A 24,421-nucleotide genomic window follows, 5' to 3' on the forward strand; every position below is an offset into this window, starting at 1 on the left:
GTTTTTAAAATAATTATTAGTTTCAACTGTGACCCACAAAACAAAATCATGAAAAAAATAATTTACATAATACTATTTTCAATTAGCTCATTTCTATTTATTGGCTGCGGAATTTACGGTTTTACAGGAGGTGATGTTGGTGACGCAAAAACAATTCAAATTGATTTCTTTCCAAATCAGGCACAATTAATAGAGCCCGCTCTAAGTCAGCAATTTACTTTAGAATTTCAAGATTTATTTACACGTCAAACAAATTTAACACTAGTTTCTACGAATGGAGATTTGCATTTTAGCGGAGAAATTACAAGTTATAGAGTTGTGCCAATGAGTGCCACCTCTCAGCAAACATCTGCACAAAACAGACTTACAATTACAGTAAATGTTCGGTATATAAACAACACCGATCAAAAGAAAGATTTTGAAAAATCATTTTCTTTTTACTCAGATTACCCTGCAACTTCTCAATTAACAGGTAGCGTTTTAGAAGCAGCATTTGATGAGATTATAGATAGAATTACGCAAGATATATTTAACGCTTCTGTTGGTAAGTGGTAATATTAGTTGAAACATAAAGATTTTGAAAACAAGTACTTTTATACATTTATTAGAAAGAAAAACTGAAATTCAGCACTTAGAAACTGCAGAATTAAAAGCTATTATAGCAGAGTTTCCTTATTTTCAAGCGGCAAGAGTTTTGTATTTAAAAGGTTTGAAAAGTCAAGATAGTTTTAAATACAATAATGAATTAAAAGCAACTGCAGCACACACAAAAGATAGAACTGTTTTATTTACTTATATTACTTCTTTCAAAGCTGATGTTACCATTGAAGAGAATATTCATCAACAGATATTAGAAAAAATTTCTTCTGAAAAGCCAGTAGAAATCCCTTCAATATCAGCAACAGAAATAACTCCTAAAATTGAAGAAACAGCAAAAGCTGAAGAAAGTTTAGAAATAGGAAAACCTTTGTCGTTTTCTTCCTCTGAAAACCATTCTTTTCATCAATGGTTGCAATTGTCTACCAAAGAACCTATTGTTAGAGAAGAGGAGAAACGTGTTAAAAAAATTAAAGAAAAGCCTGAAGGAAAAGAAAATTTAATTGATAAATTTATTCAGAACAATCCTAAAATAACCCCTTTAGAAAAGGGAAAAGAGTTTGCTGTTCCTGTAAGTAAAAATAGGCAAGATGCTGCATTAATGACAGAAACACTTGCCAAAGTTTATCTAGCGCAAAAGAAGTACGAAAATGCAATGCAAGCTTATAGAATTTTAAGTTTGAAATATCCAGAAAAAAGTGGTTTCTTTGCAGACCAAATTAAAAGAATACAAATTTTACAAAAAAATAAATCATGAGTTACACCGCGTTTTTAATTATAATTTTGATTGTAGCCATTGCATTAATCTTAATCGTGATGGTACAAAATCCTAAAGGTGGAGGATTATCTTCTTCTTTTGGAGGTGGTGGAGCACAATCTTTAGGTGGTGTACAAAACACAAACAACTTTTTAGATAGAACAACTTGGACTTTAGCAATTGCTATGTTTGCTTTAATTTTATTATCAAACTTTGCAATTCCTAGAGCAGGAGATACTAATTTTCAGTTAAAGAATACTTTAGACGGTGTAGAAACAACAACTCCTGCAGCACCAACAACAAATACGAACGATAGTTTACAATAAACCGTTGTTTGAAATAACTTAAAATGCCAATGTGGATGACACGTTGGCATTTTTTTTGTGCTAATTTTTACTTCAATATTTATTCCTTGAAATAATGTCAGGTTTAAAAAATTGGCATAATTTCTGACTACTTTTAAAGTGTAAAACTTAATTTAATTAATAATAAAAATATAAAAAATGGGATTAAACATTAAACCTTTAGCAGACAGAGTTCTTGTAGAACCTGCACCTGCAGAAACAAAAACAGCTTCTGGATTAATCATTCCAGACAACGCTAAAGAAAAGCCGCAACAAGGAACCGTTGTTGCTATTGGAAATGGTAAACTTGATGAGCCTTTAACTGTAAAAGTTGGCGACACTGTTTTGTATAGTAAATACGGTGGAACTGATTTAAAGTTAGAAGGAAAAGATTATTTAATGATGCGTGAAAGCGACATTTTAGCGATTATATAGGTATTCAGTTTACAGTTACAGTATTCAGTAGTAACAATAAAACGAATAAACAGTTAAACGAATAAACATTAAAAAAAATGGCAAAAAATATAAAATTTGATATTGAAGCAAGAGACGGACTAAAACGTGGTGTTGATGCTTTGGCAAACGCAGTAAAAGTTACCTTAGGACCAAAAGGAAGAAATGTAATTATTTCTAAATCTTTTGGTGCACCAACAGTAACCAAAGATGGTGTTTCTGTAGCAAAAGAAATTGAACTACAAGATGAGCTTGAGAATATGGGGGCTCAAATGGTAAAAGAAGTTGCTTCTAAAACCAACGATTTAGCTGGTGATGGAACAACCACTGCAACCGTTCTTGCACAAGCAATTGTAAAAGAGGGGTTAAAAAATGTTGCTGCCGGTGCAAATCCTATGGATTTGAAACGCGGAATCGACAAAGCAGTTGCTGCAATTGTTGCAGATCTAGAAAAACAAACTGAAAAAGTTGGTAATTCTTCAGAAAAAATAAAACAAGTTGCTGCAATTTCTGCAAATAATGATAATACAATTGGCGATTTAATTGCTACTGCTTTTACCAAAGTTGGTAAAGAAGGTGTTATTACTGTTGAAGAGGCAAAAGGAATGGAAACGTATGTAGATGTTGTAGAAGGAATGCAATTTGACAGAGGATATTTATCTCCTTATTTTGTTACCGATGCAGATAGAATGATTGCAGATTTAGAGAATCCGTATGTTTTATTATTCGACAAAAAGATTTCTAACTTACAAGAAATTCTTCCAATATTAGAACCTGTTTCTCAATCTGGAAGACCTTTATTAATTATTGCGGAAGATGTAGACGGACAAGCGTTGGCAACTTTAGTAGTTAATAAGTTAAGAGGTGGATTAAAAATTGCTGCTGTAAAAGCTCCAGGTTTTGGAGACAGAAGAAAAGCAATGTTAGAAGACATCGCAATTTTAACTGGTGGAACTGTAATTTCTGAAGAAAGAGGGTTTTCTTTAGAAAATGCAACTTTAGATTTATTAGGTACTGCAGAAACAATTACGGTAGACAAAGACAATACTACAATTGTTAATGGTGCTGGAAATGCAGAAGCTATTAAAACTAGAGTAAATCAGATTAAATCGCAAATTGAAACAACAACTTCAGATTACGATAAAGAAAAATTACAAGAGCGCTTGGCTAAGTTAGCTGGTGGTGTTGCAGTTTTATATGTTGGTGCTGCTTCTGAAGTAGAAATGAAAGAAAAGAAAGACAGAGTTGATGATGCTTTAAATGCTACAAGAGCTGCTGTTGAAGAAGGTATTGTTGCTGGTGGTGGTGTTGCATTAGTGCGTGCCAAAAGAGTTTTAGAAAATATTACAACAGAGAATTTAGATGAAACTACAGGTGTACAAATTATTAACAAAGCTATTGAAGCTCCGTTAAGAATTATTGTTGAGAATGCTGGTGGTGAAGGTTCTGTTGTTTTAAACAAAGTTTTAGAAGGTAAAAAAGACTTTGGTTATGACGCTAAAAATGATGTCTATGTAGATATGTTAGAAGCAGGAATTATAGATCCTAAAAAAGTAACACGTGTTGCATTAGAAAATGCTGCTTCTGTTGCTGGTATGATTCTTACAACAGAATGTGCATTAATAGATATTAAAGAAGATGCTGCTGCAGGCGGAATGCCTCCAATGGGTGGTGGTGGAATGCCAGGAATGATGTAATGGCGAATCGCCATAGATAAGTCATTTTATCTTTTAAAATATATTTCAAATAAAAATCCGTTAGAATTAATTTCTAACGGATTTTTTATGCTCTTTTTTGTCGATAAATAAAATAATTCTCTTTTACCAAAAAGACCTCACAAGTTTTAAAAACCTGTGAGGTCTTGTTTTTATATCAAAAACCTATATATCAAGCACACCTACAAGAGTTTAAAAGTCTCGTAATAGGTTATAAAATTTAAGCTTCTATTTTTTGTAACCAAGTTTTTACAGCAACTTCTGCCTGAATAATTTCTTTTAAATCAGAAATTTTCACACGTTTTTGTTCCATTGTATCTCTGTGACGAATGGTAACTGAAGCATCTTCTAAAGATTCATGATCTACTGTGATACAAAACGGAGTTCCTGCAGCATCTTGTCTTCTATAACGTTTACCAACGGCATCTTTTTCATCATAAAAAACGTTGAAATCCCATTTTAAATCGTCCATAATTTTACGAGCAACTTCTGGCAAACCATCTTTTTTAACTAACGGAAAAATAGCTGCTTTAAAAGGTGCTAAAACTGCTGGTAATTTTAAAACAGTTCTTGTGGTTCCGTTTTCTAGTTCTTCTTCTTGCAAAGAATTAGAAAAAACAGCTAAAAACATTCTATCTAAACCAATAGAAGTTTCTACCACATAAGGTGTGTAGCTTTTATTTTCTTCGTGGTCAAAATATTGTAACTTCTTACCAGAATGTTCTTCGTGTGCTTTTAAATCGAAGTCTGTACGAGAATGAATTCCTTCTAACTCTTTAAATCCGAATGGAAATTTAAACTCAATGTCTGCTGCTGCATCTGCGTAATGCGCTAATTTATCATGGTCATGAAAACGATAGTTTTCTGCGCCCATACCTAAAGATAAATGCCATTTTAAACGCGTTTCTTTCCATTGATCATACCATTCTTTTTGCGTTCCTGGTTTTACAAAAAATTGCATTTCCATTTGTTCAAACTCACGCATTCTAAAAATAAACTGTCTTGCCACAATTTCATTTCTAAATGCTTTACCAGTTTGCGCAATACCGAAAGGAATTTTCATTCTTCCTGTTTTTTGCACGTTTAAGAAATTTACAAAAATTCCTTGCGCCGTTTCCGGACGTAAATATAAATCCATTGCAGTTTCTGCAGAAGCACCTAATTTAGTGCCAAACATCAAATTAAACTGCTTTACATCTGTCCAGTTTCTAGAACCTGTTAAAGGGTCTGCAATTTCCAGCTCTTCAATTAACAATTTCACATCCGTTAAATCTTCATTTTCTAAAGATTTTCCCATTCTTGCAAGAATTGTATTTATTTTTTCTTGGTAGCCAACAACTCTTCCGTTGGTTGCAAGAAATTCTTCTTTATCAAAAGATTCACCAAAACGCTTTGCAGCTTTGGCAACTTCTTTCTCTATTTTACCTTCTATTTTAGCACAATAATCTTCAATTAAAACATCTGCCCTGTAACGTTTTTTAGAATCTTTATTATCAATTAAAGGATCATTAAATGCATCTACATGCCCAGAAGCTTTCCAGGTTGTTGGGTGCATTAAAATTGAAGCGTCTATACCCACAATGTTTTCGTGCATTTGTACCATTGCTTTCCACCAATAATCTCTAATATTTTTCTTTAGCTCAACTCCGTTTTGAGCGTAATCGTATACCGCGCTTAAACCGTCATAAATTTCAGAGGATTGAAATACATAACCGTATTCTTTTGCGTGCGATAATACTTTTTTAAAGTGATCTTCTTGTTTTGCCATAATAACGACAAAGATAAACGTTTACATAAATTTTTCAAGGAAAAAATAGTTTCATTTCACCTCTTTTATTATGGTATTTTAATGCAATAGCTAGCCTTTTTACTTCCATCTTTAAAGTTCATTAAAATAAAGTATCTTTAAAAGGAATTGCTATCCCAAAAAATGAAAATTTTAAAAGACCTCTTCCTGCTTTTTTATCCTGAAATTTGCGCGAATTGCAATGAACAATTATTACAAAATGAAATAGTCATCTGTACATTTTGCAGACATGATTTGCCTTTGACTAATTTTGAAAGTTATAGAGATAATAAAGTTTCAAAGATTTTTTACGGAAGAATAACGATAGAAAAAGCCTATTCCTTATTATTTTTTAGAAAAGAAGGCATCACTAAAAATCTAATTCATGAATTAAAGTATAAAAGAAATGAAGAAATTGGCAGCTTCTTTGGCAATTGGCTAGGAGAAATGCTTGCTAAAAATAAAGAGTTTGCTACTGTTGATTATCTTGTTGCTGTACCAATTCATCCGAAAAAAAAGAAAATTAGAGGATACAATCAAGTTACTAAATTTGGCAAATGTCTAAGCAAACATTTAAAAATTCCTTTTTCTGAAGAAATTCTAATACGAAAATCATCTACAAAAACTCAAACTTTAAAAGCTCGTTTCGAAAGATTTAATGATTTAGAAACAAAATTTTCTTTAACAGATACAACCGTTTTTAAAGATAAACACGTTTTAATTATTGATGATGTAATTACAACCGGCGCAACTTTAGAAGCTTGTGCAATGGAACTTTTAAAAACTTCGGGAATAAAAATAAGTATTTTAACAATGGCATATACAGAATAAATTTTGTGCGTTTAATCTGAAAAATAAATTGTTAATTTGTAGAAAATTTACTGTTTGTGAAATTCCTTTATAAAACGCTTTTTTTACTAGTTTCAATCACATTTATTTCTAGTTGTGCAAAAACCGGAAGGCCAGATGGTGGCCCAAAAGATGAAGATGCTCCTTTATTTGTTGTTTCTAAACCCCCTTACAAAACAACTAATTTTAGCAATAAAGAAGTAGTACTTACATTTAATGAGTTTATAAAATTAAAAGATCTAAACAAGCAATTGGTTGTTTCTCCTCCTTTAAAAAGTCCGTTATTGGTAACACCTCAAGGAACGGCTAGCAAGTTTTTAAAAATAAAAATTCTAGATACATTAGCTTCAAATACCACCTATATTTTCAATTTTGGGAACGCGATTGAAGACAATAATGAAAGCAATAAATTAGAAGGTTTTAAATATGTTTTCTCAACAGGGTCTTATATAGATTCTCTAGAAAATTCTGGATCTGTTAGCGATGCATTCTTCAATAAAAAACCAACAAAAACCAACATTGTTTTATATCGAATAGACAGTACATTTACAGACTCTATTATTTACAACAAAAAACCAAATTACGTTACCACAGCTTTAGATACAACCAAGTTTAACTTTACCAATTTAAAAGAAGGAAAATACCTTTTATTGGCATTAGAAGAAAGTTCTAGCGATTATATATTCAATCCAAAAACTGATAAAATCGGATTTTACGCCGACACAATCACGTTGCCAAAAGACAGCATCTTAACAACGCCAATTAAATTATTTAAAGAAATTCAACCATACCGTTTTAGCAGAGCCAAAGAGATTTCTAAAGGTAAAATTGAATTTGGTTACGATGGCGAAATAAAAGACTTTAAAGTTGAAGTATTATCTAAAGTTCCGGATAATTTTAGAAGCATCTCTAAGTTTGAGAAAGATAAAGACACTTTAAATTATTGGCACACTCCTATTGCTGTAGATTCTTTAAATTTTATTGTTTCAAATGATATCTTTCTAGATACCGTAACTGTAAAATTCAGAAAGAAAGAATTAGATTCTTTAAGACTATCTGCTTCTACAAGCGGAACATTGCATTTAAGAGACACGTTTTTTATTAAAAGTAACAACCCCGTTGTAAAAATAGATACCAGTAAAATAATTTTTATAAATAAGGATACTTTAAGAGTTAAATACTCAAGTTACCTCTCTAAAAAAGAAAATAAAATAGGTTTTCTTTTTGATAAGAATCAGAAAGAAAAATACAATTTAAAAGCATTACCTGGTAGTTTTACAGATATCTATAATCTTAAAAATGATACTTTAAGCTATAATTTTAAAACGATAGAATTAGAAGACTATGGTAGAATTACGCTTAATGTAATAAACACAACTTCTAAAAATTTAATTATCGATTTACTATCAGGCAAAAATGGTAATGAAATTATTGAAAGAAAATACATAAAGGCCTCTGAAACCCTTGTTTTTAATCTATTAGAACCAAAAACATATACAGTAAGGGCTATTATAGATGATAACAATAATAAAAAATGGGACACAGGAAACTACCTTCTTAAAAAACTACCAGAAACAATTATCTATTACAAAGAAGAATTAAAAGTGAGAGCAAATTATTTTTTAGAAGGAAATACTTTTACAATTAAAAGAAATAATTAATTTTGCCCTTCCAAATATTTTAACATATATTTGGTTTTTTACTTTAAGGCCCCTAAATCTTGAAAACCCCTATAACAATTATTTTTGTAATTGTTTTTATACTAGAACTTAAGGCACAACATTACACGCATGATATTGGTGTTCTTGCTGGCTCAACTAGTTTACAAACAGATTACGGCGAAAGAAGCCACTTCGGAAGCGAGCTGAACAACAAAGGCGTGTCTTTTTCTGTAGCTCATTATCTTAGTTTTTACAACAGAACATTGCGTTGGGACCCTAACAATACAATGCACAACCATATAATGGTAAAAACAGAACTTCAATATATTAATAACACAGAATTAAGACATCATGGCACATACGCCACTAGAAGAACTTATTCTGGTGAGCAATTGCGTGCCATGAAAGGGAGTTTAAGCATGATAAACGCTGGTGTGCATCTAGAGTATTTTTTAAGACCCTTAGAAGAATTTGTATACCCATATTCAGACATGTTATTCAACCCATTCTTTACGTTTGGTTTTCAATATTCTTTTTATAAAAACGGACTAGAATCTGAGTTAGGTGATTGGGAACAAAACCCGTCTCTATTGCCAGACAAATATGCTTTAGCCAATTCTTTAGCCATCGGTAAAGGACAATCTTTCGCATTTAATATTGGTTTTGGTACACGTTATAAATTAACAAAAAGAATAGATCTGGTTGGACAACTAAACTATATGTATTTCTTTTCTGATAAAATAGATGGCTTAAAAGCGGAAGTATTTGAGAATAAAAATAATGAATGGGCGCTAAACCTGCAGTTTGGTTTCATATATCACCTCAACTTTAGCTCTCCTTTATTTTATTAAATTCAGTATTACTTCAGGTTAATAAAGAAATTCGTAAGTGTTTTTGGGTATTTTAAAACATACAAGTTTGCTATATCTAACGTCTGTTTTATCATGGTAGCATCTACAAGTACCTTTTGTTTTACAACGGGTGATACCTTCTCTTTTGGCAGCATTTTTTTAAAGGGATTACTCATGGTTATTATAGCGCTTCATAAAGTTTAACAACCTTTTCCTTTGCTCTTTTAACGCGCATTTTAACAGCACTTTCCCCAATATTTAAAACTTCTTTTATTTCTTTAATACTCATGTCATCTTGGTATTTCATTAATAAAATCATTTTATCCGAAGGATCAATTAAGGTCAATGCTTTTGCTAATTTAGCCGATTTTAACTCTAATAAATCTGCATCTTCAACCTCAGCAGTAGCATCATTCTCTTTCATGCAATCTGTTACAATAGTTACTTTCTCTTTCTTTTTGTAACTATTTCGTTGTACATAATTCACACAAAAATTATACGTAAAAGAATACAACCATGTAGAAAATTTAGAAGTGCCTTTAAAAGTTTTTAGTTTTACAAATAATCGTACAAAAACATCGTGCATTAAATCTTCTGCTTCCTCTTTATTTTTAGAGAAACTATAGCACTTTCTATATACAACAGTAGAAAAACGATCGTACAAGGTGGCAAATAATTCTGCACTATTAGTTCTAACTATTTCAAAAACTAAATCTTCATCTGTAATTTTTACGGCTATTGTATTCACTTTGGTTGTATTTATGACACGAAACAAATAAAAACGTCACACTTAGAAAGTATAAAAAGTTAAACCGTATTTTTTCCTCGGTGAATGGTAGAAAATCATCTTTTTTTAAAAAAAAATATTTTTTTTGTAACATTCAGAGACTAGCTTACGTATAAGTAATTGTAACAAGAGTATTAATTCAAAAAAATCGTTACAGAAATTTAGATGAGACAACTAAAAATTACCAAGCAGGTTACAAATAGAGAAACTGCATCGTTAGATAAATATCTACAAGAAATTGGAAAAGTAGACTTAATTACTGCTGATGAAGAGGTAGAATTGGCACAGCTTATTAAAGCTGGTGATCAAAGAGCTTTAGAGAAATTAACGAAGGCCAATTTAAGGTTTGTGGTGTCTGTTGCAAAACAATACCAAAATCAAGGATTAACATTACCCGATTTAATAAACGAAGGAAACTTAGGTTTAATTAAAGCAGCAAAACGTTTTGATGAAACTAGGGGTTTTAAATTTATATCTTATGCTGTTTGGTGGATTCGTCAATCGATCTTACAAGCCTTAGCAGAACAATCTAGAATTGTACGTTTGCCGTTAAATAAAATTGGTTCTATCAATAAAATTAACAAAATGTACGCTTTCTTAGAGCAAGAAAATGAGCGCCCACCAAGTGCAGAAGAAATTGCTAAGAAATTAGACATGACGGTGAATGACGTAAAAGAATCTATGAAGAATTCTGGGCGTCACGTATCTATGGATGCGCCTTTAATTGAAGGTGAAGATTCTAACTTATATGATGTTTTAAACTCTGGAGAATCTCCAAATCCTGACAGAAAATTATTACACGAATCTTTAAGAATCGAAATTAATAGAGCTTTAGAAACACTAACCCCACGTGAGGCAGATGTTGTCAAATTATATTTTGGTTTAGGTGAGCACCAACCAATGACTTTAGAAGAAATTGGTGAAACGTTCGATTTAACTCGTGAGCGTGTTCGTCAAATTAAAGAAAAAGCAATTAGAAGATTAAAACACACTTCTAGATCTAAAATTTTAATGACCTATTTAGGCTAATGGTAGCAGACCATTTTAAGCATTTCACTCATACCAAATAATAACAAATTATAAGTATGACTATTTTATAAAAACTCTCGAATTTATTTTTGGGAGTTTTTTTTATTTGAAGCTATTTCCTGCTTTCACTACTCGCTTTTTTTATCCTAAAAAGGAATAAAAAAGAGCTCAAACAAACCGTTCAATCAGGGCTAAAACTATTGGCCTGTTTAAAGCTTCTTTGCATATTTTAGAAAACTCTATTTAAGAAACAAATAGCATTTGGCAGCAACTTTCCCTTAATTTAAAAATATTAAAACACATAAATCTACGCATCTATATAAAACGGTAAACTAAGACAGAATAAAAAATTACCTTCTCATTCTTTCTTACCATAACGAATTAATTATCTTTGCAAAATAAAATCACAACACAACAACAGACAAATGAGTAATTTAATTGCACCTTCAATTTTAGCAGCAGATTTTGCTAACTTACAAAGAGACATCGAAATGGTAAACAATAGTGAAGCAGATTGGTTTCATATTGATATTATGGATGGCGTTTTTGTACCAAACATTTCTTTTGGAATGCCCGTTTTAAAAGCAATTGCTAAACACGCTACCAAAACAATAGATGTTCATTTAATGATTGTAAACCCAGATCAATACATTCAAACATTTGCAGATTTAGGCGCAAATATTTTAACGGTACATTATGAAGCGTGTACGCATTTGCACAGAACAATTCAGGCAATAAAAGCTGCCGGAATGAAAGCTGGTGTTGCCTTAAACCCACATACGCCAATTGCCGTTTTAGAAGACGTTATTAAAGACTTAGATTTGGTGTGTATTATGAGTGTAAACCCTGGTTTTGGCGGACAGTCATTCATAGAAAACACCTATAGAAAAGTAAGTCAATTAAGACATTTAATCGATTTTACAGCGTCTAATTGTCAAATAGAAATAGATGGTGGTGTTACAGACTTAAATGCAAATGCATTAATTGAAGCTGGTGCAAATGTACTAGTGGCGGGAAGTTATGTTTTTGGTTCTGAAGATCCAACAGCAACAATTGCAGATTTAAAAAATATAATCGAATAATTGTTATACACAGTTGTCGACATAGAAACTACAGGAAATGGATATAAAGGTTCTAAAATAACCGAAATATCCATTTTTGTTTTTGATGGAAAAGTAGTTGTAGATGAGTTTACTTCTTTGGTAAATCCAGAACAAAACATTCCTGCTTTTATTACCAATCTTACAGGCATTACAAATGCCATGGTAAGAACTGCACCTAAATTTTATGAAATAGCAAAAAAGGTAGAAGAAATTACCAAAGACACCATTTTTGTAGCACATAATGTAAACTTCGATTATAATATTATTTACGAAGAATTTAAAAACTTAGGATTCTCTTTTAAGCGAAAAAAACTCTGCACCGTTCGTTTGTCAAGAAAAATAATTCCTGGTTTAAGTTCTTACAGCCTAGGAAATATTTGTACTTCAGAAAATATTCCTATAAACGGAAGACACAGAGCAAAAGGAGATGCAGAAGCAACCACAGAATTATTTAGAAGATTAATAGAAAGAGATGATAATTTCACCATCAATTCATTTTTAAATCCGAAATCTAGACAAGCAACCTTACCTCCTCTTTTAGATAAAAAAGTAGTTGATGGTTTACCAGAAACCTTTGGCGTTTATTATTTTAAGAATTTAGCAAAAGAGGTTATTTATGTTGGTAAGGCAAACAATATAAAGCAACGTGTGATCAGTCATTTTTATGACAAAAAGAAAAAAGAGCAAAATATGTGCATGGAAACTGCAGATATTTCTTTTACAAAAACAGGTAGCGAACTATTAGCGCTTTTGCACGAATCTGCAGAAATAAAGCATATCTATCCGAAATTTAACAGAGCACAACGTAGGGCTGGTGAAGCCATTGGCTTATTTTCTTATGAAGATCAAAAAGGCATTATTCATTTAGCATACAATCGTTTAAAATTAGCGCCAAACCCTATGATGAAATACTACACTGTTTCAGAATGTAGAAATCATTTAGAGGCTTTATGTACAGAATTTGAGTTGTGTCCTAAATATTGTCACTTACAAACCAATGTTTCTAGCTGTTTTCACTATCAACTTAAAGAATGTAAAGGTATTTGTTGCGATAAAGAAACAGTAGCAGCTTATAACAAACGTGTAAAATCAGCGATCAATTCAGTAGGTATTGGGGCTGAAAACTTAGTCATTAAAGAAAAAGGAAGAACTAAAAATGAGGTTGGTTTTGCTTTAATTTTAGACGGAATTTACAAAGGTTTCGGGTATGTAGAAACTCTGCAATCTCAACAACTAGAAAACCCAGAAGATTACCAATTTTTTGTAGCACCTAAAAAAGACAATAGAGATGTTCAGAGAATTATTGCTGCTTATTTAAAGAAAAAAGAGGTTTAAAGACAGCTCCTTACAATGCTCACAAATACAATTGAGATAGCAATCATTAATTTTAAAACCTCCTTTAGTGAAAGTGTAATTAATAACTCTAGGAATAACAGTTCTAAATACCTAATACTTCAGAAATATCTAAAACAGCACAAACAGCTACAGAATCTATAGTTCTAATTAATAAAAATACAGTTACTGTTATTATCTAGTTTTTTTTGTAAGTTACCCCTATTAAATGTGACTTTAAACAAGTATTGGTGTCTTAACTGATACACCATAAAAAATGATTACTTTTGTACTCTTAAAATGTTTCTTATCATGATTAAATATGTAAAAGAAACGAAGATATCTGGGGGGATACTTCGTTTTAATCTGCATACCCAATTAATCCTATTCTTATTTTTAGGGTTGTTCATCTCATTTTCAACTGCTGCACAATCAAGTATAGATTGGTCTACAGCAAGTTGGACGAATGGAAATACAACGGGTACAATACCTTTAACCGTGCCTGCTGGGTACAAGGCAGAATCTGTTACTATTTCTGTAACCCATAATGCCGCAGATGGTGTTCTTTTAAATAGGGTTTTTGATGATGACTCACCTAATATAGATTATGCTACAAATGGTAGTTTTGGGGGAATAGATGACTTTGGTATTAACTTTAACCCTGCTTATTTTAGACAGAATGCAAACTCACCAGTAACTATTAAACTTACATTTAGTTCACCTATTAAAAACCTTGTTTTTAATGTTTCAGATGTAGATTATTCTAACGGTAGAATAGATCGAGTATATGTTACAAGTAATGCAGGAGATCCTGCATCTATAACGAGAGTAAATACATCCAATTCAACCATAGCAACAATTTCAAATAATAATACTATTACATCCTCTGCAGCAAAAGGAGACTCTACAAACGATAACCTTGGTTCTGCTTTGGTTAATTTTGGTTCAAAAGTTATCGAAGAAGTTACAATAACGTATTCAGATTCTGGAGAAACATACCGTGCAAGAGGTATTGGTCTTTTTGGTGCTTTTACTGTTAGTTCTCCTGCAACAATAAATGCAATTACAGATAACGGTGGTGCTATAAATGAGAACATTGGAGGTGTAGCAGTAAAAAATGTACGCTCTAATGATATTTTTAAAAACACTACAGCAACAAACAATAATACAGTTTTAACTTCAGTAAACTCAACACATCCAGGTATTACTTTAGACACTTCTACAGGTGCCGTTAACGTTTCTGCAGCAGTTCCTGCCGGAAATTATACTTTAAAGTATAAGATTTGCGAATCCTCGTTAGTAACAAACTGCAGTACAGCAACCGTAACAATTCCTGTTATAAAAAAATTAGATTCTGATGGTGATGGTGTTCTAGATGCTACAGATTTAGATTCTGATAATGATGGGATTTTAGACCGTGCACCTTGTGGCAACATAGATATTTTTGGTAATTTTGGTACTAACACTAGTCTTAGTGCTTCTAATAATGGAAACAAAACAATTTCTGGAGGAACCGCTAATTTTACTTTCTCTAAAAACGGAACTAGTTTAGAAACTCGAAATTTAAATGCTTCTGGCCAACAAGGTCCCATCTTTTATTTTAATGGCAATAGTGGTGACAATGCTAGTATAAACACTACTTTTTCTCCGAATATACATAGCGTACAATTTAAACTAGCAGATTTTGATGAAGATGAAATTGCTACTGTAACTATTTATGATGAAAATAATGCATTAATAAACCTTACCGGAAAACCTGGTATAACCGTAGGTTCTCAAATAACGCAATCTGGTGCTAACGGACAAATATTTACAACAAATAGTGGTGCAAGTGATACTTCTGGAGATTTTGTTTCTTCAGATGCCGTTGGTTCTGTTCTATTTAACCTAGGAGACCAAGTAGTAAGTAGAGTTTCGGTTAAAATAGAACATACTACGGGTTCCTCTATTCGTTATACAGAAATTAAGTATTGTGTGGGTGCTCTTGTACCTAATGAAGGGCGCTGTACACCTACTCCTATTGCTGGTAATAATGGTTTTTCTGCCTCTCAAATAATAGCAAAAGTAAAAGATCCTGATAAAGCAATTGATGGTATAAGTGGTAATGGTAAGGGAGCGAAATTAGAAGATGATAATGCTACAATGGAGGTAGTACTAAGAAGCGGTTCTGAAGCAGTTGCAGCGGGTACAGTAATCTCTATAGAAGCTAAAACAAAAAAATTAAGTGCAAATAATGTAATGTTTGTTACAGAATCTACAGATGGAACTACATTTGTAAATGAACAGCCATTCACATTTGCCACTAAAGATAAGTATGACACTAAACGTTATACTTTATCTACCAATGCTACACATTTAAGAATAAGATATCAATTAGATGATGATAAATTAGAAATAGACAATGTAAGTTACCCCGATTTTAAAGCTCCTTGTTTTACAAGTAGAGACACAGACAAAGACGGTGTACCAGATTATTTAGATTTAGATTCAGACAATGACGGCATACCAGATGTGATTGAAGCAGGTGGTATTGATAATAATCACGATGGTCTTGCAGATGGTAGTCAAGGTGGTTCTGGCGCAACTATAGGAGTTCCTGCTTCTGCTGGTACTGGTTTAACCCCACCAGACACAGATGGAGACGGTATTTACGACTATTTAGACATCGATTCTGATAATGACGGTATACCAGATAATATAGAAGCACAAACTTCTGCTGGTTATATTGCTCCTAGTGGTGTTGGTACCGCAATGACAGATACTAACAACAACGGTTTAGATGATAATTATGAAGCCAACGGAACTGTAGGTTTTGTTCCTGTAAACACAGATAGCACCAATGATATAATTCCAGATTATTTAGATTTAGATTCAGATAATGACGGAATACCAGATATTAAAGAAAACGGAGACTTTAGTAATATTGCTTCTGGTAAAGATACAGATGGTGATGGTTTAGATGATGCATTTGATGACAATGATGACTCTGCTAACGCAGGTTATACAGTAAATGACGGTGTGGGTCTAGGGAACAAGGTTACAGATGCAGCTTCACTTAAAGCAGCCTTCGGAGACGAGGATAATAATTTTGCTCCAGGTGCTGGTGATGTAGATTACAGAGATTTTAAAGATGTAGATAATGATGGGGTTGCAGACTTTTATGATATAGATGATGATAACGATGGAATACTAGATACTACAGAAAATTTACTTTGTAATGAAACCTTAAATTATGAGTTTTATGATCGTGTCCCAAGCGGAAATACAGTAGACAACATTCCAACAACAGGTGCTGACGGTGTAGGAAATGTATCCAATTTCGAAGTGACATTTTTACAAAATATTGTGACTCCAAAAGATGATGAAACCTATAGTATTAGGTATTTTGGATATATAGATATTGCTGTAACGGATACGTACACTTTTTACTTAAATTCAGACGATGGATCAAAGCTCTTCATCGACGGAAATGAAGTAGTAGATTATGATGGCTTACATGGCGCAGGTGGTTTTGTTTCTGGCACTCCTACTCTGTTAGATTCTGGCTTACATGAAATTGTAGTTTTATTTTTTGAACGCACAGGTGGTCATTCTTTAAATGTTCAATATTCTAACTCTTCTTTTAATCGGCGAGATGTTCCTTTCTCTATTTTATCACCTGTTACTTGTGATAATGACGGTGATGGCATTCCTAATCAATTCGATTTAGATTCAGATAATGACGGTATTCCAGACAACATCGAAGCGCAAGCCACCGTAGGTTATACAGCACCTGCTGGTGTAGATGCAGATTTAGATGGTTTAGATGATGCTTATGACACAACTCCTAACGGTACAGTAGATGGTGCTGGTTCATTAGGTATTATTCCTATTAACACAGATGCAATAGCAGCTGTTGGCTCAGATACAGTGCCAGATTATTTAGATTTAGATGCAGATGCAGATGGTATTTTTGATATTATAGAATCTGGTAGTGGTCTTACAGATACTGCAGGTGGTGCAGACGGTAGAACCGATGGTGATGTTGGGGCAAATGGTTTAGACAATACTTTAGATAATGGAGACAATTACGTAGATGTAAATGGAAGTTTTGACGATACACAAGCAGATAACTTTACAGATAGTGATGGTGATGTATTAACAATTGGTGATGTAGATTACAGAGATGCGACAGATGATGGGATTCCTATGATAACACAAACCTATCAATTAGGTGATGAAAAGTGGATAGAGGTTACAAATATTCATGCCACTAAGAGTATTGCTGCGAACTTGATTAAAGTTCAATTATATGCAACACTAGGTAATAAAACAGGCATTCCTCCTACCACTACTTTTACTTTTAATGACATACTGCCTGCTGGTGAGTCCATTTTATTTAGAAACTCCGCTAATAAAACTGTTACTAATTATGATGCATCTGAAGTTACCAGAGTAATAACAGACGATGCTTTAACAAATTTGGCAGGTGCTAATGATATGATTACTTTATCTTCTAAAAACGATATTTTATCTTATGAATATAGATATGATGTAATTGAGGCTTTTGCAGACAAAACATCGTACGTAAGAATAGATGAAACTTTAGTACCGAGTAAAACCTACACAACTAGTGAATGGATTGTTTTTATAGATGATGCTTTAAACCCTTATTCATATTTAACGGGTACTGCAGAAAGACATCCTCATGCTCCTTTAATTTCAGAAATAGAAGGCTCTAATACAGATGCAAACACATACTTAGGTTTACATAGAGTTGCCAAAACAGAAAGAACAGGTAGTGGCTGGAATAATGGTTATCCTGATAGATCTAGATACGTAGTTATAAGTGAAAACTATGAACATACAGGGGCTAACTTTAGTGCACGTAAATTAGAAGTAAAAGATTCAAATATTTTATCAATAGACAATCAACTATTAGTAGTAACAAACAACATAAATATTGCTACAGATGCAGAAATTCGTATGATTGGTAAAAGCCAGTTAATACAAACACATACAGGACCAGCAGATATTTCTGGAAATGGAAAACTATACATAGAGCAAAAATCTGATTTAGAGAATGTTTATAGATACAACTATATGAGTTCTCCTGTAACAAGTTTAGGCGCAACTACGTACAGTGTAGAAAGTGTATTAAAAGACGGTACCAACCCTGTTAGCCATAATGGTGTTGTTGGCCAAAGTGCAACAGACATTGCAAGAGATATTAATTTTATTGGTGGCTATGACGGTAGTACAGGCACACCAATTAATATTGCAGAGCATTGGATTTATACTTTTGCAAGTGCAATGGGTAATAGAGCTGGTTATATACAAAAGTTTAAAAGTGGTACAATAGCAGCAGCAGATGGTTTTATCTTTAAAGGTCCAGGAGTTACACAAAACTACACATTTGTAGGAAACCCTAACGATGGAAATTACGAAACAGAAATTGGCCCAAATGATTCTTATTTGATTGGAAATCCATTTCCTTCTGCTTTAAACGGAGTGAAATTTCTTAAAGACAATCTTAGTTCTATAGACGGTAGTTTGTATTTCTGGGATCATGTAGGTGAAGAAGATACAGCATCTAACACAAGTGGCCATAATTATAAGGGGTATGTTGGTGGCTATGCTACTTTAAATCTTTCTATGGCTGTATCTGCAACATCTTCAGCTGTTTCTGTTGGAGCTTTTAGCATTACATTAGAGGCTGAAAACACTATAAACACCGGCTCATTAATAACAGACGCGGATAAAAAACTAGTGCGGTTAATTACAGATGGTGCTTTTATAGATTTTAATTCTATTACAAGAGCTACAGACGTTATTTACGTAAATTACAAGTCTGCTTCTGGTAAAACATTAAGACTTATAGTAAATGGCAACTCTGTAGGTTCTTATGATTTACCGGCAAGCGCTAACTATACCCAATTTACTATTAACAAGTGTCTTACGGTAGGCACCACTATTAAATTAGAATCTATAGATACGAATCGTATTGACATAGATAATATTGTAATGAGTGATGATGACGGTGATATTTCTTGTGCCCCTTCTACTGGTACAGATAGTTCAAAATACAAAACCCCAGGAAGTTACATTCCCGTAGGTCAAGGTTTCTTTATTGGTACAAATATTAATGGAGGCCCAATTGTATTTAACAATAGTCAAAGAGAATATAAAACTACTGAAACATCAGAGTCTGTATTCTTTAAATCTACTAAGAAGACCAAAGACGAAGTTCAAAATAAAGACGATGCAAACAGATTGCCTTTACTTAAATTAGGAATGGATTTCATAAGTGATAACGGAACCTCTTTACATCGCCAGATTGGAGTATCTTTTAGCCCTAACAATACTTTTAATTATGAAAAAGGATATGATAGCGAAATATATGATTTAGGTGCAACAGACATGTATTGGAAATTTGCAACCAGTGAGAGCAAGTATACAATTGCTGGTATAGAAGCTTTTTCTGATCAATTAGAAATACCTTTCGAAATTACAATGAACTATACTGGAACCATTATTTTAACAATTGATGATACCAATAAATTAAATAACAACATATACATTAAAGATAAATTACAAAATAAGACATCTCTAATAACCGATAATAAGGTTGCTTTACAATTAAACCAAGGTAAATACTCAGATAGATTTGCAATTGTTTTTAAAGAAGAGAAAGTACTCGCTACAGAAGACTTTAACAACCCTTTAAATACTGAAATTTTAGTATTTTTAGATAAGGATAACAATGAACTCGTTATTGAAAACAAAAATAACTTACATATAGAAAAAGTTGTTTTGTTTAATTTATTAGGTCAAAAAACGAAGAGTTGGAACACTATTGAACCTCAAGTAGAAAATAGGTTAAAGGTTAAAAACTTAGCCAATGCTGTTTATATTGTAAACATAAAAACAACCAAAGGGATCATCAGTAAAAAGGTGTTATATCATAAATAATGAATGCCACCTCTTTATTACTTCAAATTATTGAAGTAATTGTATAAAAAAAGGAAAGTCAAACTTATATAAGTTTGACTTTCCTTTTTTTATGCAGTGACCACGAAGGGATTCGAACCCCCAACCATCAGAGCCGAAATCTGATATTCTATCCAGTTGAACTACGTAGCCATTTAATAACTTCCGCAAAGGTAAGAATCTTTAATTTAACGCATCAAATTCTTCTTCACCAACGTAGAAATAATTTTACCATCTGCTTTTCCTGCCAATTCCACTTGTACCGCTGCCATTACTTTTCCCATATCTTGCATGCCAGATGCCTCTAGCGCACCAATAGTTTTCATTACAACTGCCTCAATTTCTTCTTCGCTTAAAGCTTCTGGTAAAAACTGTTCTAAAACGGCCAATTCAGCCAATTCTGGTGCTGCTAAATCTTCTCTGTCTTGCTTTATAAAAATAGCGGCACTATCTTTTCTTTGCTTCACTTGTTTCTGAATAATTTTTATCTCTTGCTCTTCTGTTAACTCTTTTTGAACACCTGTTGCTGTTTTTGCTAATAAAAAAGCAGACTTAACAGCTCTTAAAGCTTGTAAAGCAATTGTATCTTTTGCTTTCATAGCTTCCTTCATTTTATCCATTACTTGTTTTTGCAAACTCATATATTTATTTTTAATGATTATTTTTTTGATTTTCTTAAATATAAAACATTCTTGTTATAGTCTATAAATGCTTTTCCTTTTCGCAAAATATCTGCACCAATAATACCCGCTACTTCTTTTGCTTTGTGCTGCGTTAATGCAGTATTTACATGTGATAAATCGAAAAGTACCAAATGTAATTTATTGGTTTCCCATTTGCCGATTTTTAAGTTATTATTCTCAGAAAGTTGCGTCTCCATATCTATTGCTCCTGCCCCAGCCGCTTTTGTTTCACTCTCTTTTGCTATCAAATTAAAATGTGCTACTGCATTTAAACCAACACAAGAATTAGAAGCACCAGTGTCTAAAATAAAACGTCCTTTTACCCCATTAATTTTTGCTTTTAACTCTAAATGATTCGTCGCTATTCTCTTTAGCGGAATCTTAATATATTTCTTCTTCTTTAAAATTTTCTCTAAACGTTTCATATAAGCCAATAAGATATCAAAAATACAATTTATAAAATTCAGAAAATACTACCGTTCTAAAATTTCTCATCTTTTATTGCTACAATAGCTATTTTCTGACAATAAGCAGGCTTTAAAAATCAGAATTTGAAAACTAAATCCCTAATAATTAATAAATTCACTTATCTTTACCTAGTTACAATTCTGTAAAACGCCCTTTTCCATTTTTTATACTCCAGCTTATAAAAAGGGTTCTACAACTATTCTCTTGTCACTTTAAAAGACTTGTTTCAAAAATAAAAATTCAAATATTCTAAAGGCATCGAGCTACGGAAATAACAATATAATAGGATACTTAAAACAAGCAATGATCGAATCTAAAACCAATAATTTAATTCAAGAATTAGAGACACGAAACAGCAAGCTTATAAAACAAAATAAAAAACTAAAATTAGCGCTAGAAAAAAGACAGAGCGCAGCAACACGATCGCATCAAATCTTTGAGTCCTCTAAAGAAGGTATTTTAATTCTTGATGCAATTACCGGACAGATTACCGATGCAAACCCTTTTCTTATTGACTTGATTGGCTTTAATTATAATGAGTTGGTAGGCAAAGAACTTTGGGAAATTGGTGTTTTTAAAAATATTGCAGCTTCAAAAGAAACCTTTATAGAACTGCAAAACAAAGAATACATTCGATTTGAAGACATGCCCTTAGAAACAAAAGCAGGAAACTCAATAGATGTTGAGTTTGTGAGTAATGTATATGAGGTAGAGAGCCATAAAGTAATTCTTTGTCACATACGAGATATTTCCGACCGTAAGATCGCGGACAAAGCGTTGCAAGAAAGTGCGCAATTGTATTATGCAATGTTCGAGAAAAACCAAACACCTCAATTGTTAATACATCCTATAAACGGTAGCATTATTGATGTAAATTCGGCTGCAGCACAATTTTATGGGTATTCTACAGAAGAATTTAAATTAATGACCTTGTCTGATATTAGTCTTTTCCCATCAGAACAAATACTAGAAGAGATGAAGAAGTTTACCCTTACAGGTCCTTCTTATTTTCAGTTTATTCATAGACTCGCTTCTGGTAAAACCTGTGATATTGAAATTTATACAAGTCCGCTATCTATTAACGGAGAAGCATTATTAATATCAACAATAAACGACATTTCTAAAAGAAAACTCGAAGAAGAACGATTGTTACAGTTAAACAACCAATTGAAAGAATTAGACGTCTTAAAATCACAATTTATATCTACCGTTTCGCATGAGTTTAGAACACCTTTAGCAGGAATTCTTTCTAGTGTGCAATTATTACAAATTTACAACGACACTTGGAGCAAAGAGAAAAAAGAAAAACTCTTTAAACAAATATTTGATGCTGTACAACACACCAAAGCATTGCTAGATGATGTTTCTCTTATTGATGTAGAACAAACCAGTAAGTCTTTTTTTAGACCAACCAATATTTTACTTCTTCCTCTAATTAATGAAATTATTGAGGAAAACTTAAGTGCGTCAGAAACCAATCAGAAAGTAATTCTCACATCTAAAGTAGCTATAAAAAGTTATTATATGGATGCAATTATGATTCGCCATATCTTAAACAATATCATCTCTAATGCCTTAAAATACAGTAGTAAAAATATTACTATTAATTTAGAAAAAACAAAAAACAAAGAGATAAAATTTATAATAAAAGACCAAGGAATTGGTATCCCTACAGACGAAATAAAGTATTTATTAGAACCTTATTACCGTGCTTCAAATAAAGGAGCAGCACAAGGAACAGGTTTTGGATTGTCTGTTGTTAAAAGATTTGTAGATCTTCATAAAGGCGAACTATTAATTGAATCTGTTGTAGATGAAGGAACTACAGTAACTATTATACTACCTCACTTACAGCAATAAAGTGTTTTACACCATTGAATAGCGCGCACAAAAAAAAGCTCTATTTATTTAAATTAATAATATTATATTAATGATGCTCATCTTTTTAAAATGAAAAAAATTTTAATCATAGAAGACGATACAGTCTTGAGAGAAAATACTGCTGAATTTATTAAGGGGCAAAACTTTGAAGTTTTTGTTGCTGAAGACGGTCTTGTAGGTGTACAACAAACATTAAAACATTTACCAGATCTTATTCTTTGTGACATATCTATGCCCAATATGAATGGGTATGATTTTTATAAAACAATTCAACAAATAAAGACAACTGCTTCAATTCCGTTAGTGTTTTTATCTGCAAGAACAGAAAATGAAGACATTAGATCGGGCATGCAATTGGGTGCAGATGATTATATTACAAAGCCCTTTAGCCTCTATGAATTATTAAAAGTTATTAAAACACGCCTTGCTAAATATGATACCCTTAAACAGATTCATAACGAGAGGTTTCAAACACTTATAGAGCACCCAACATTAGGAATTTATATTTATCAAAAAGGAAAATTACTATTTTATAACACACCATTGGCAAACATTTTTGGCTACGATTACGATGAATTTTCTTCTATAAAAATTGAAAACCTCCTAGATGAAAAATACTGTGATAAAAATAAAATTTTAAACGATTTTAGACAATGTTTTAGGGGATCTAAAAATTCGATATCTCTAAAGTTTCAAGCCATCCATAAGACTTCAAAAACCGTTTTTGTTGAATTATTTGGTTCTGTAATAACCTACAAAGGTCATAAAAGTATTGCGGGTAATGTGATTAAGTTAGACTCTAATAATCATGCTTCTATTATATTTGACGTTACAAAAAACACTTTACCAGAACTTAGCAGCCGAGAACTAGAAGTATTAAAATTAATCTGTAAAGGAAAATCTACTTTAGAGACCTCTAAAATTCTTTATTTAGGGCAACGAACAATTGAAACCTATAGAGCGAAACTACTAGACAAAACAGACAGCAAAAATATTGCAGAACTTATGGTGTATGCCATTCGTAATAAATTAATTATAATAGAGTAATAACTAATTTTATTTTTATTTAAGATCTTTTTTAATTAGAACAAACCTCTAAACATAAGCTACTTCTCATATCTTCTCTTCAATAAGTATTTATAAAAACAAACTACTT

Annotated in this window: 18 protein-coding genes and 1 tRNA gene; 14 read left to right on the forward strand and 5 right to left on the reverse strand. The window is 32.2% G+C overall.

The window, feature by feature from the left end:
- Positions 1-48 precede the first annotated feature (48 nt).
- From ES045_RS10005 to groL, 5 genes are all read left to right on the forward strand, one after another.
- Complete coding sequence (locus ES045_RS10005) at positions 49-555, forward strand: LptE family protein (RefSeq protein WP_147116037.1); 507 nt, start codon at positions 49-51, stop codon at positions 553-555.
- Between the two features lie 22 nt (positions 556-577).
- Positions 578-1,354, forward strand: coding sequence for a hypothetical protein (locus tag ES045_RS10010; protein ID WP_147116039.1), 777 nt, complete (start codon positions 578-580; stop codon positions 1,352-1,354).
- Complete coding sequence (gene secG / locus ES045_RS10015; RefSeq protein ID WP_147116041.1) at positions 1,351-1,680, forward strand: preprotein translocase subunit SecG; 330 nt, start codon at positions 1,351-1,353, stop codon at positions 1,678-1,680. The genes ES045_RS10010 and secG overlap by 4 nt, the downstream gene beginning before the upstream one ends.
- Positions 1,681-1,857: 177 nt before the next feature.
- Positions 1,858-2,133 carry a co-chaperone GroES gene (groES, locus tag ES045_RS10020; RefSeq protein WP_147116043.1) on the forward strand — a complete coding sequence of 92 codons (276 nt, stop codon included), beginning with the start codon at positions 1,858-1,860 and terminating at the stop codon, positions 2,131-2,133.
- Between the two features lie 77 nt (positions 2,134-2,210).
- On the forward strand, positions 2,211-3,848 hold the full coding sequence (gene groL / locus ES045_RS10025; RefSeq protein ID WP_147116044.1) for a chaperonin GroEL: 1,638 nt from the start codon (positions 2,211-2,213) through the stop codon (positions 3,846-3,848).
- A 238-nt stretch (positions 3,849-4,086) separates the two neighbouring features.
- Here the strand turns inward: groL and ES045_RS10030 are convergent, their stop codons facing one another.
- Positions 4,087-5,634, reverse strand: a complete 1,548-nt coding sequence (locus ES045_RS10030) for a glycine--tRNA ligase (protein ID WP_147116046.1) — start codon at positions 5,632-5,634, stop codon at positions 4,087-4,089.
- Positions 5,635-5,796: 162 nt separating this feature from the next.
- On the opposite strand from ES045_RS10030, the gene ES045_RS10035 reads away from it, so the two are divergent.
- The 3 genes from ES045_RS10035 to ES045_RS10045 are packed head-to-tail and all read left to right on the forward strand — an operon-like array spanning position 5,797 to position 9,013.
- Entirely contained in the window at positions 5,797-6,483 is a 687-nt protein-coding gene (locus ES045_RS10035) for a ComF family protein (RefSeq protein ID WP_147116048.1), read from the forward strand.
- A 56-nt stretch (positions 6,484-6,539) separates the two neighbouring features.
- Positions 6,540-8,162, forward strand: a complete 1,623-nt coding sequence (locus ES045_RS10040) for an Ig-like domain-containing protein (RefSeq protein WP_147116050.1) — start codon at positions 6,540-6,542, stop codon at positions 8,160-8,162.
- Positions 8,163-8,221: 59 nt separating this feature from the next.
- Entirely contained in the window at positions 8,222-9,013 is a 792-nt protein-coding gene (locus tag ES045_RS10045) for a THC0290_0291 family protein (RefSeq protein ID WP_147116053.1), read from the forward strand.
- A gap of 181 nt (positions 9,014-9,194) precedes the next feature.
- Here ES045_RS10045 and ES045_RS10050 read toward each other — a convergent pair whose 3' ends face one another.
- Positions 9,195-9,761, reverse strand: a complete 567-nt coding sequence (locus tag ES045_RS10050; protein WP_223267227.1) for an RNA polymerase sigma factor — start codon at positions 9,759-9,761, stop codon at positions 9,195-9,197.
- Positions 9,762-9,965: 204 nt separating this feature from the next.
- On the opposite strand from ES045_RS10050, the gene ES045_RS10055 reads away from it, so the two are divergent.
- The 4 genes from ES045_RS10055 (at position 9,966) to ES045_RS10070 (ending at position 20,215) form a co-directional block, all read left to right on the forward strand.
- Complete coding sequence (locus ES045_RS10055; RefSeq protein WP_036827110.1) at positions 9,966-10,829, forward strand: RNA polymerase sigma factor RpoD/SigA; 864 nt, start codon at positions 9,966-9,968, stop codon at positions 10,827-10,829.
- 425 nt (positions 10,830-11,254) lie between these two features.
- Positions 11,255-11,911 carry a ribulose-phosphate 3-epimerase gene (rpe, locus tag ES045_RS10060; protein ID WP_147116055.1) on the forward strand — a complete coding sequence of 219 codons (657 nt, stop codon included), beginning with the start codon at positions 11,255-11,257 and terminating at the stop codon, positions 11,909-11,911.
- Positions 11,912-13,267 carry an exonuclease domain-containing protein gene (locus tag ES045_RS10065; protein WP_147116057.1) on the forward strand — a complete coding sequence of 452 codons (1,356 nt, stop codon included), beginning with the start codon at positions 11,912-11,914 and terminating at the stop codon, positions 13,265-13,267.
- A gap of 309 nt (positions 13,268-13,576) precedes the next feature.
- The gene (locus ES045_RS10070; protein WP_147116059.1) at positions 13,577-20,215 is read left to right on the forward strand and encodes a PA14 domain-containing protein; all 6,639 of its coding nucleotides are present in this window, start codon (positions 13,577-13,579) and stop codon (positions 20,213-20,215) included.
- Between the two features lie 97 nt (positions 20,216-20,312).
- On the opposite strand, the gene ES045_RS10075 is transcribed toward ES045_RS10070, so the two are convergent.
- The 3 genes from ES045_RS10075 to ES045_RS10085 form a co-directional block, all read right to left on the reverse strand.
- A tRNA-Arg gene (locus ES045_RS10075) sits at positions 20,313-20,386 on the reverse strand.
- A 35-nt stretch (positions 20,387-20,421) separates the two neighbouring features.
- Complete coding sequence (locus tag ES045_RS10080) at positions 20,422-20,874, reverse strand: GatB/YqeY domain-containing protein (protein WP_147116061.1); 453 nt, start codon at positions 20,872-20,874, stop codon at positions 20,422-20,424.
- 17 nt (positions 20,875-20,891) lie between these two features.
- Positions 20,892-21,341 (reverse strand): retropepsin-like aspartic protease, encoded by a 450-nt coding sequence (locus ES045_RS10085; protein ID WP_147116063.1) that lies wholly within the window; start codon positions 21,339-21,341, stop codon positions 20,892-20,894.
- Positions 21,342-21,687: 346 nt separating this feature from the next.
- On the opposite strand from ES045_RS10085, the gene ES045_RS10090 reads away from it, so the two are divergent.
- A complete protein-coding gene (locus tag ES045_RS10090; protein ID WP_147116065.1) occupies positions 21,688-23,244 on the forward strand; it encodes a PAS domain-containing sensor histidine kinase in 1,557 nt (518 codons plus the stop codon).
- Between the two features lie 90 nt (positions 23,245-23,334).
- Positions 23,335-24,312: a response regulator gene (locus tag ES045_RS10095; RefSeq protein ID WP_147116067.1), complete on the forward strand. Its 978-nt coding sequence runs from the start codon at positions 23,335-23,337 to the stop codon at positions 24,310-24,312.
- Positions 24,313-24,421 lie beyond the last annotated feature (109 nt).

Origin of the sequence: Polaribacter sp. IC073 (assembly GCF_007997075.1) — a bacterium.
GTDB lineage: Bacteria > Bacteroidota > Bacteroidia > Flavobacteriales > Flavobacteriaceae > Polaribacter.

Excerpts from the sequence above, each read along its gene's own strand:
- ES045_RS10005 (WP_147116037.1), top strand. The coding sequence starts at position 49 with ATGAAAAAAATAATTTACATAATACTATTTTCAATTAGCTCATTTCTA.
- secG (WP_147116041.1), top strand. The coding sequence starts at position 1,351 with ATGAGTTACACCGCGTTTTTAATTATAATTTTGATTGTAGCCATTGCA.
- groES (WP_147116043.1), top strand. The coding sequence starts at position 1,858 with ATGGGATTAAACATTAAACCTTTAGCAGACAGAGTTCTTGTAGAACCT.
- groL (WP_147116044.1), top strand. The coding sequence starts at position 2,211 with ATGGCAAAAAATATAAAATTTGATATTGAAGCAAGAGACGGACTAAAA.
- ES045_RS10030 (WP_147116046.1), bottom strand. The coding sequence starts at position 5,634 with ATGGCAAAACAAGAAGATCACTTTAAAAAAGTATTATCGCACGCAAAA.
- ES045_RS10035 (WP_147116048.1), top strand. The coding sequence starts at position 5,797 with ATGAAAATTTTAAAAGACCTCTTCCTGCTTTTTTATCCTGAAATTTGC.
- ES045_RS10055 (WP_036827110.1), top strand. The coding sequence starts at position 9,966 with ATGAGACAACTAAAAATTACCAAGCAGGTTACAAATAGAGAAACTGCA.
- rpe (WP_147116055.1), top strand. The coding sequence starts at position 11,255 with ATGAGTAATTTAATTGCACCTTCAATTTTAGCAGCAGATTTTGCTAAC.
- ES045_RS10070 (WP_147116059.1), top strand. The coding sequence starts at position 13,577 with ATGATTAAATATGTAAAAGAAACGAAGATATCTGGGGGGATACTTCGT.
- ES045_RS10080 (WP_147116061.1), bottom strand. The coding sequence starts at position 20,874 with ATGAGTTTGCAAAAACAAGTAATGGATAAAATGAAGGAAGCTATGAAA.
- ES045_RS10085 (WP_147116063.1), bottom strand. The coding sequence starts at position 21,341 with ATGAAACGTTTAGAGAAAATTTTAAAGAAGAAGAAATATATTAAGATT.
- ES045_RS10090 (WP_147116065.1), top strand. The coding sequence starts at position 21,688 with ATGATCGAATCTAAAACCAATAATTTAATTCAAGAATTAGAGACACGA.
- ES045_RS10095 (WP_147116067.1), top strand. The coding sequence starts at position 23,335 with ATGAAAAAAATTTTAATCATAGAAGACGATACAGTCTTGAGAGAAAAT.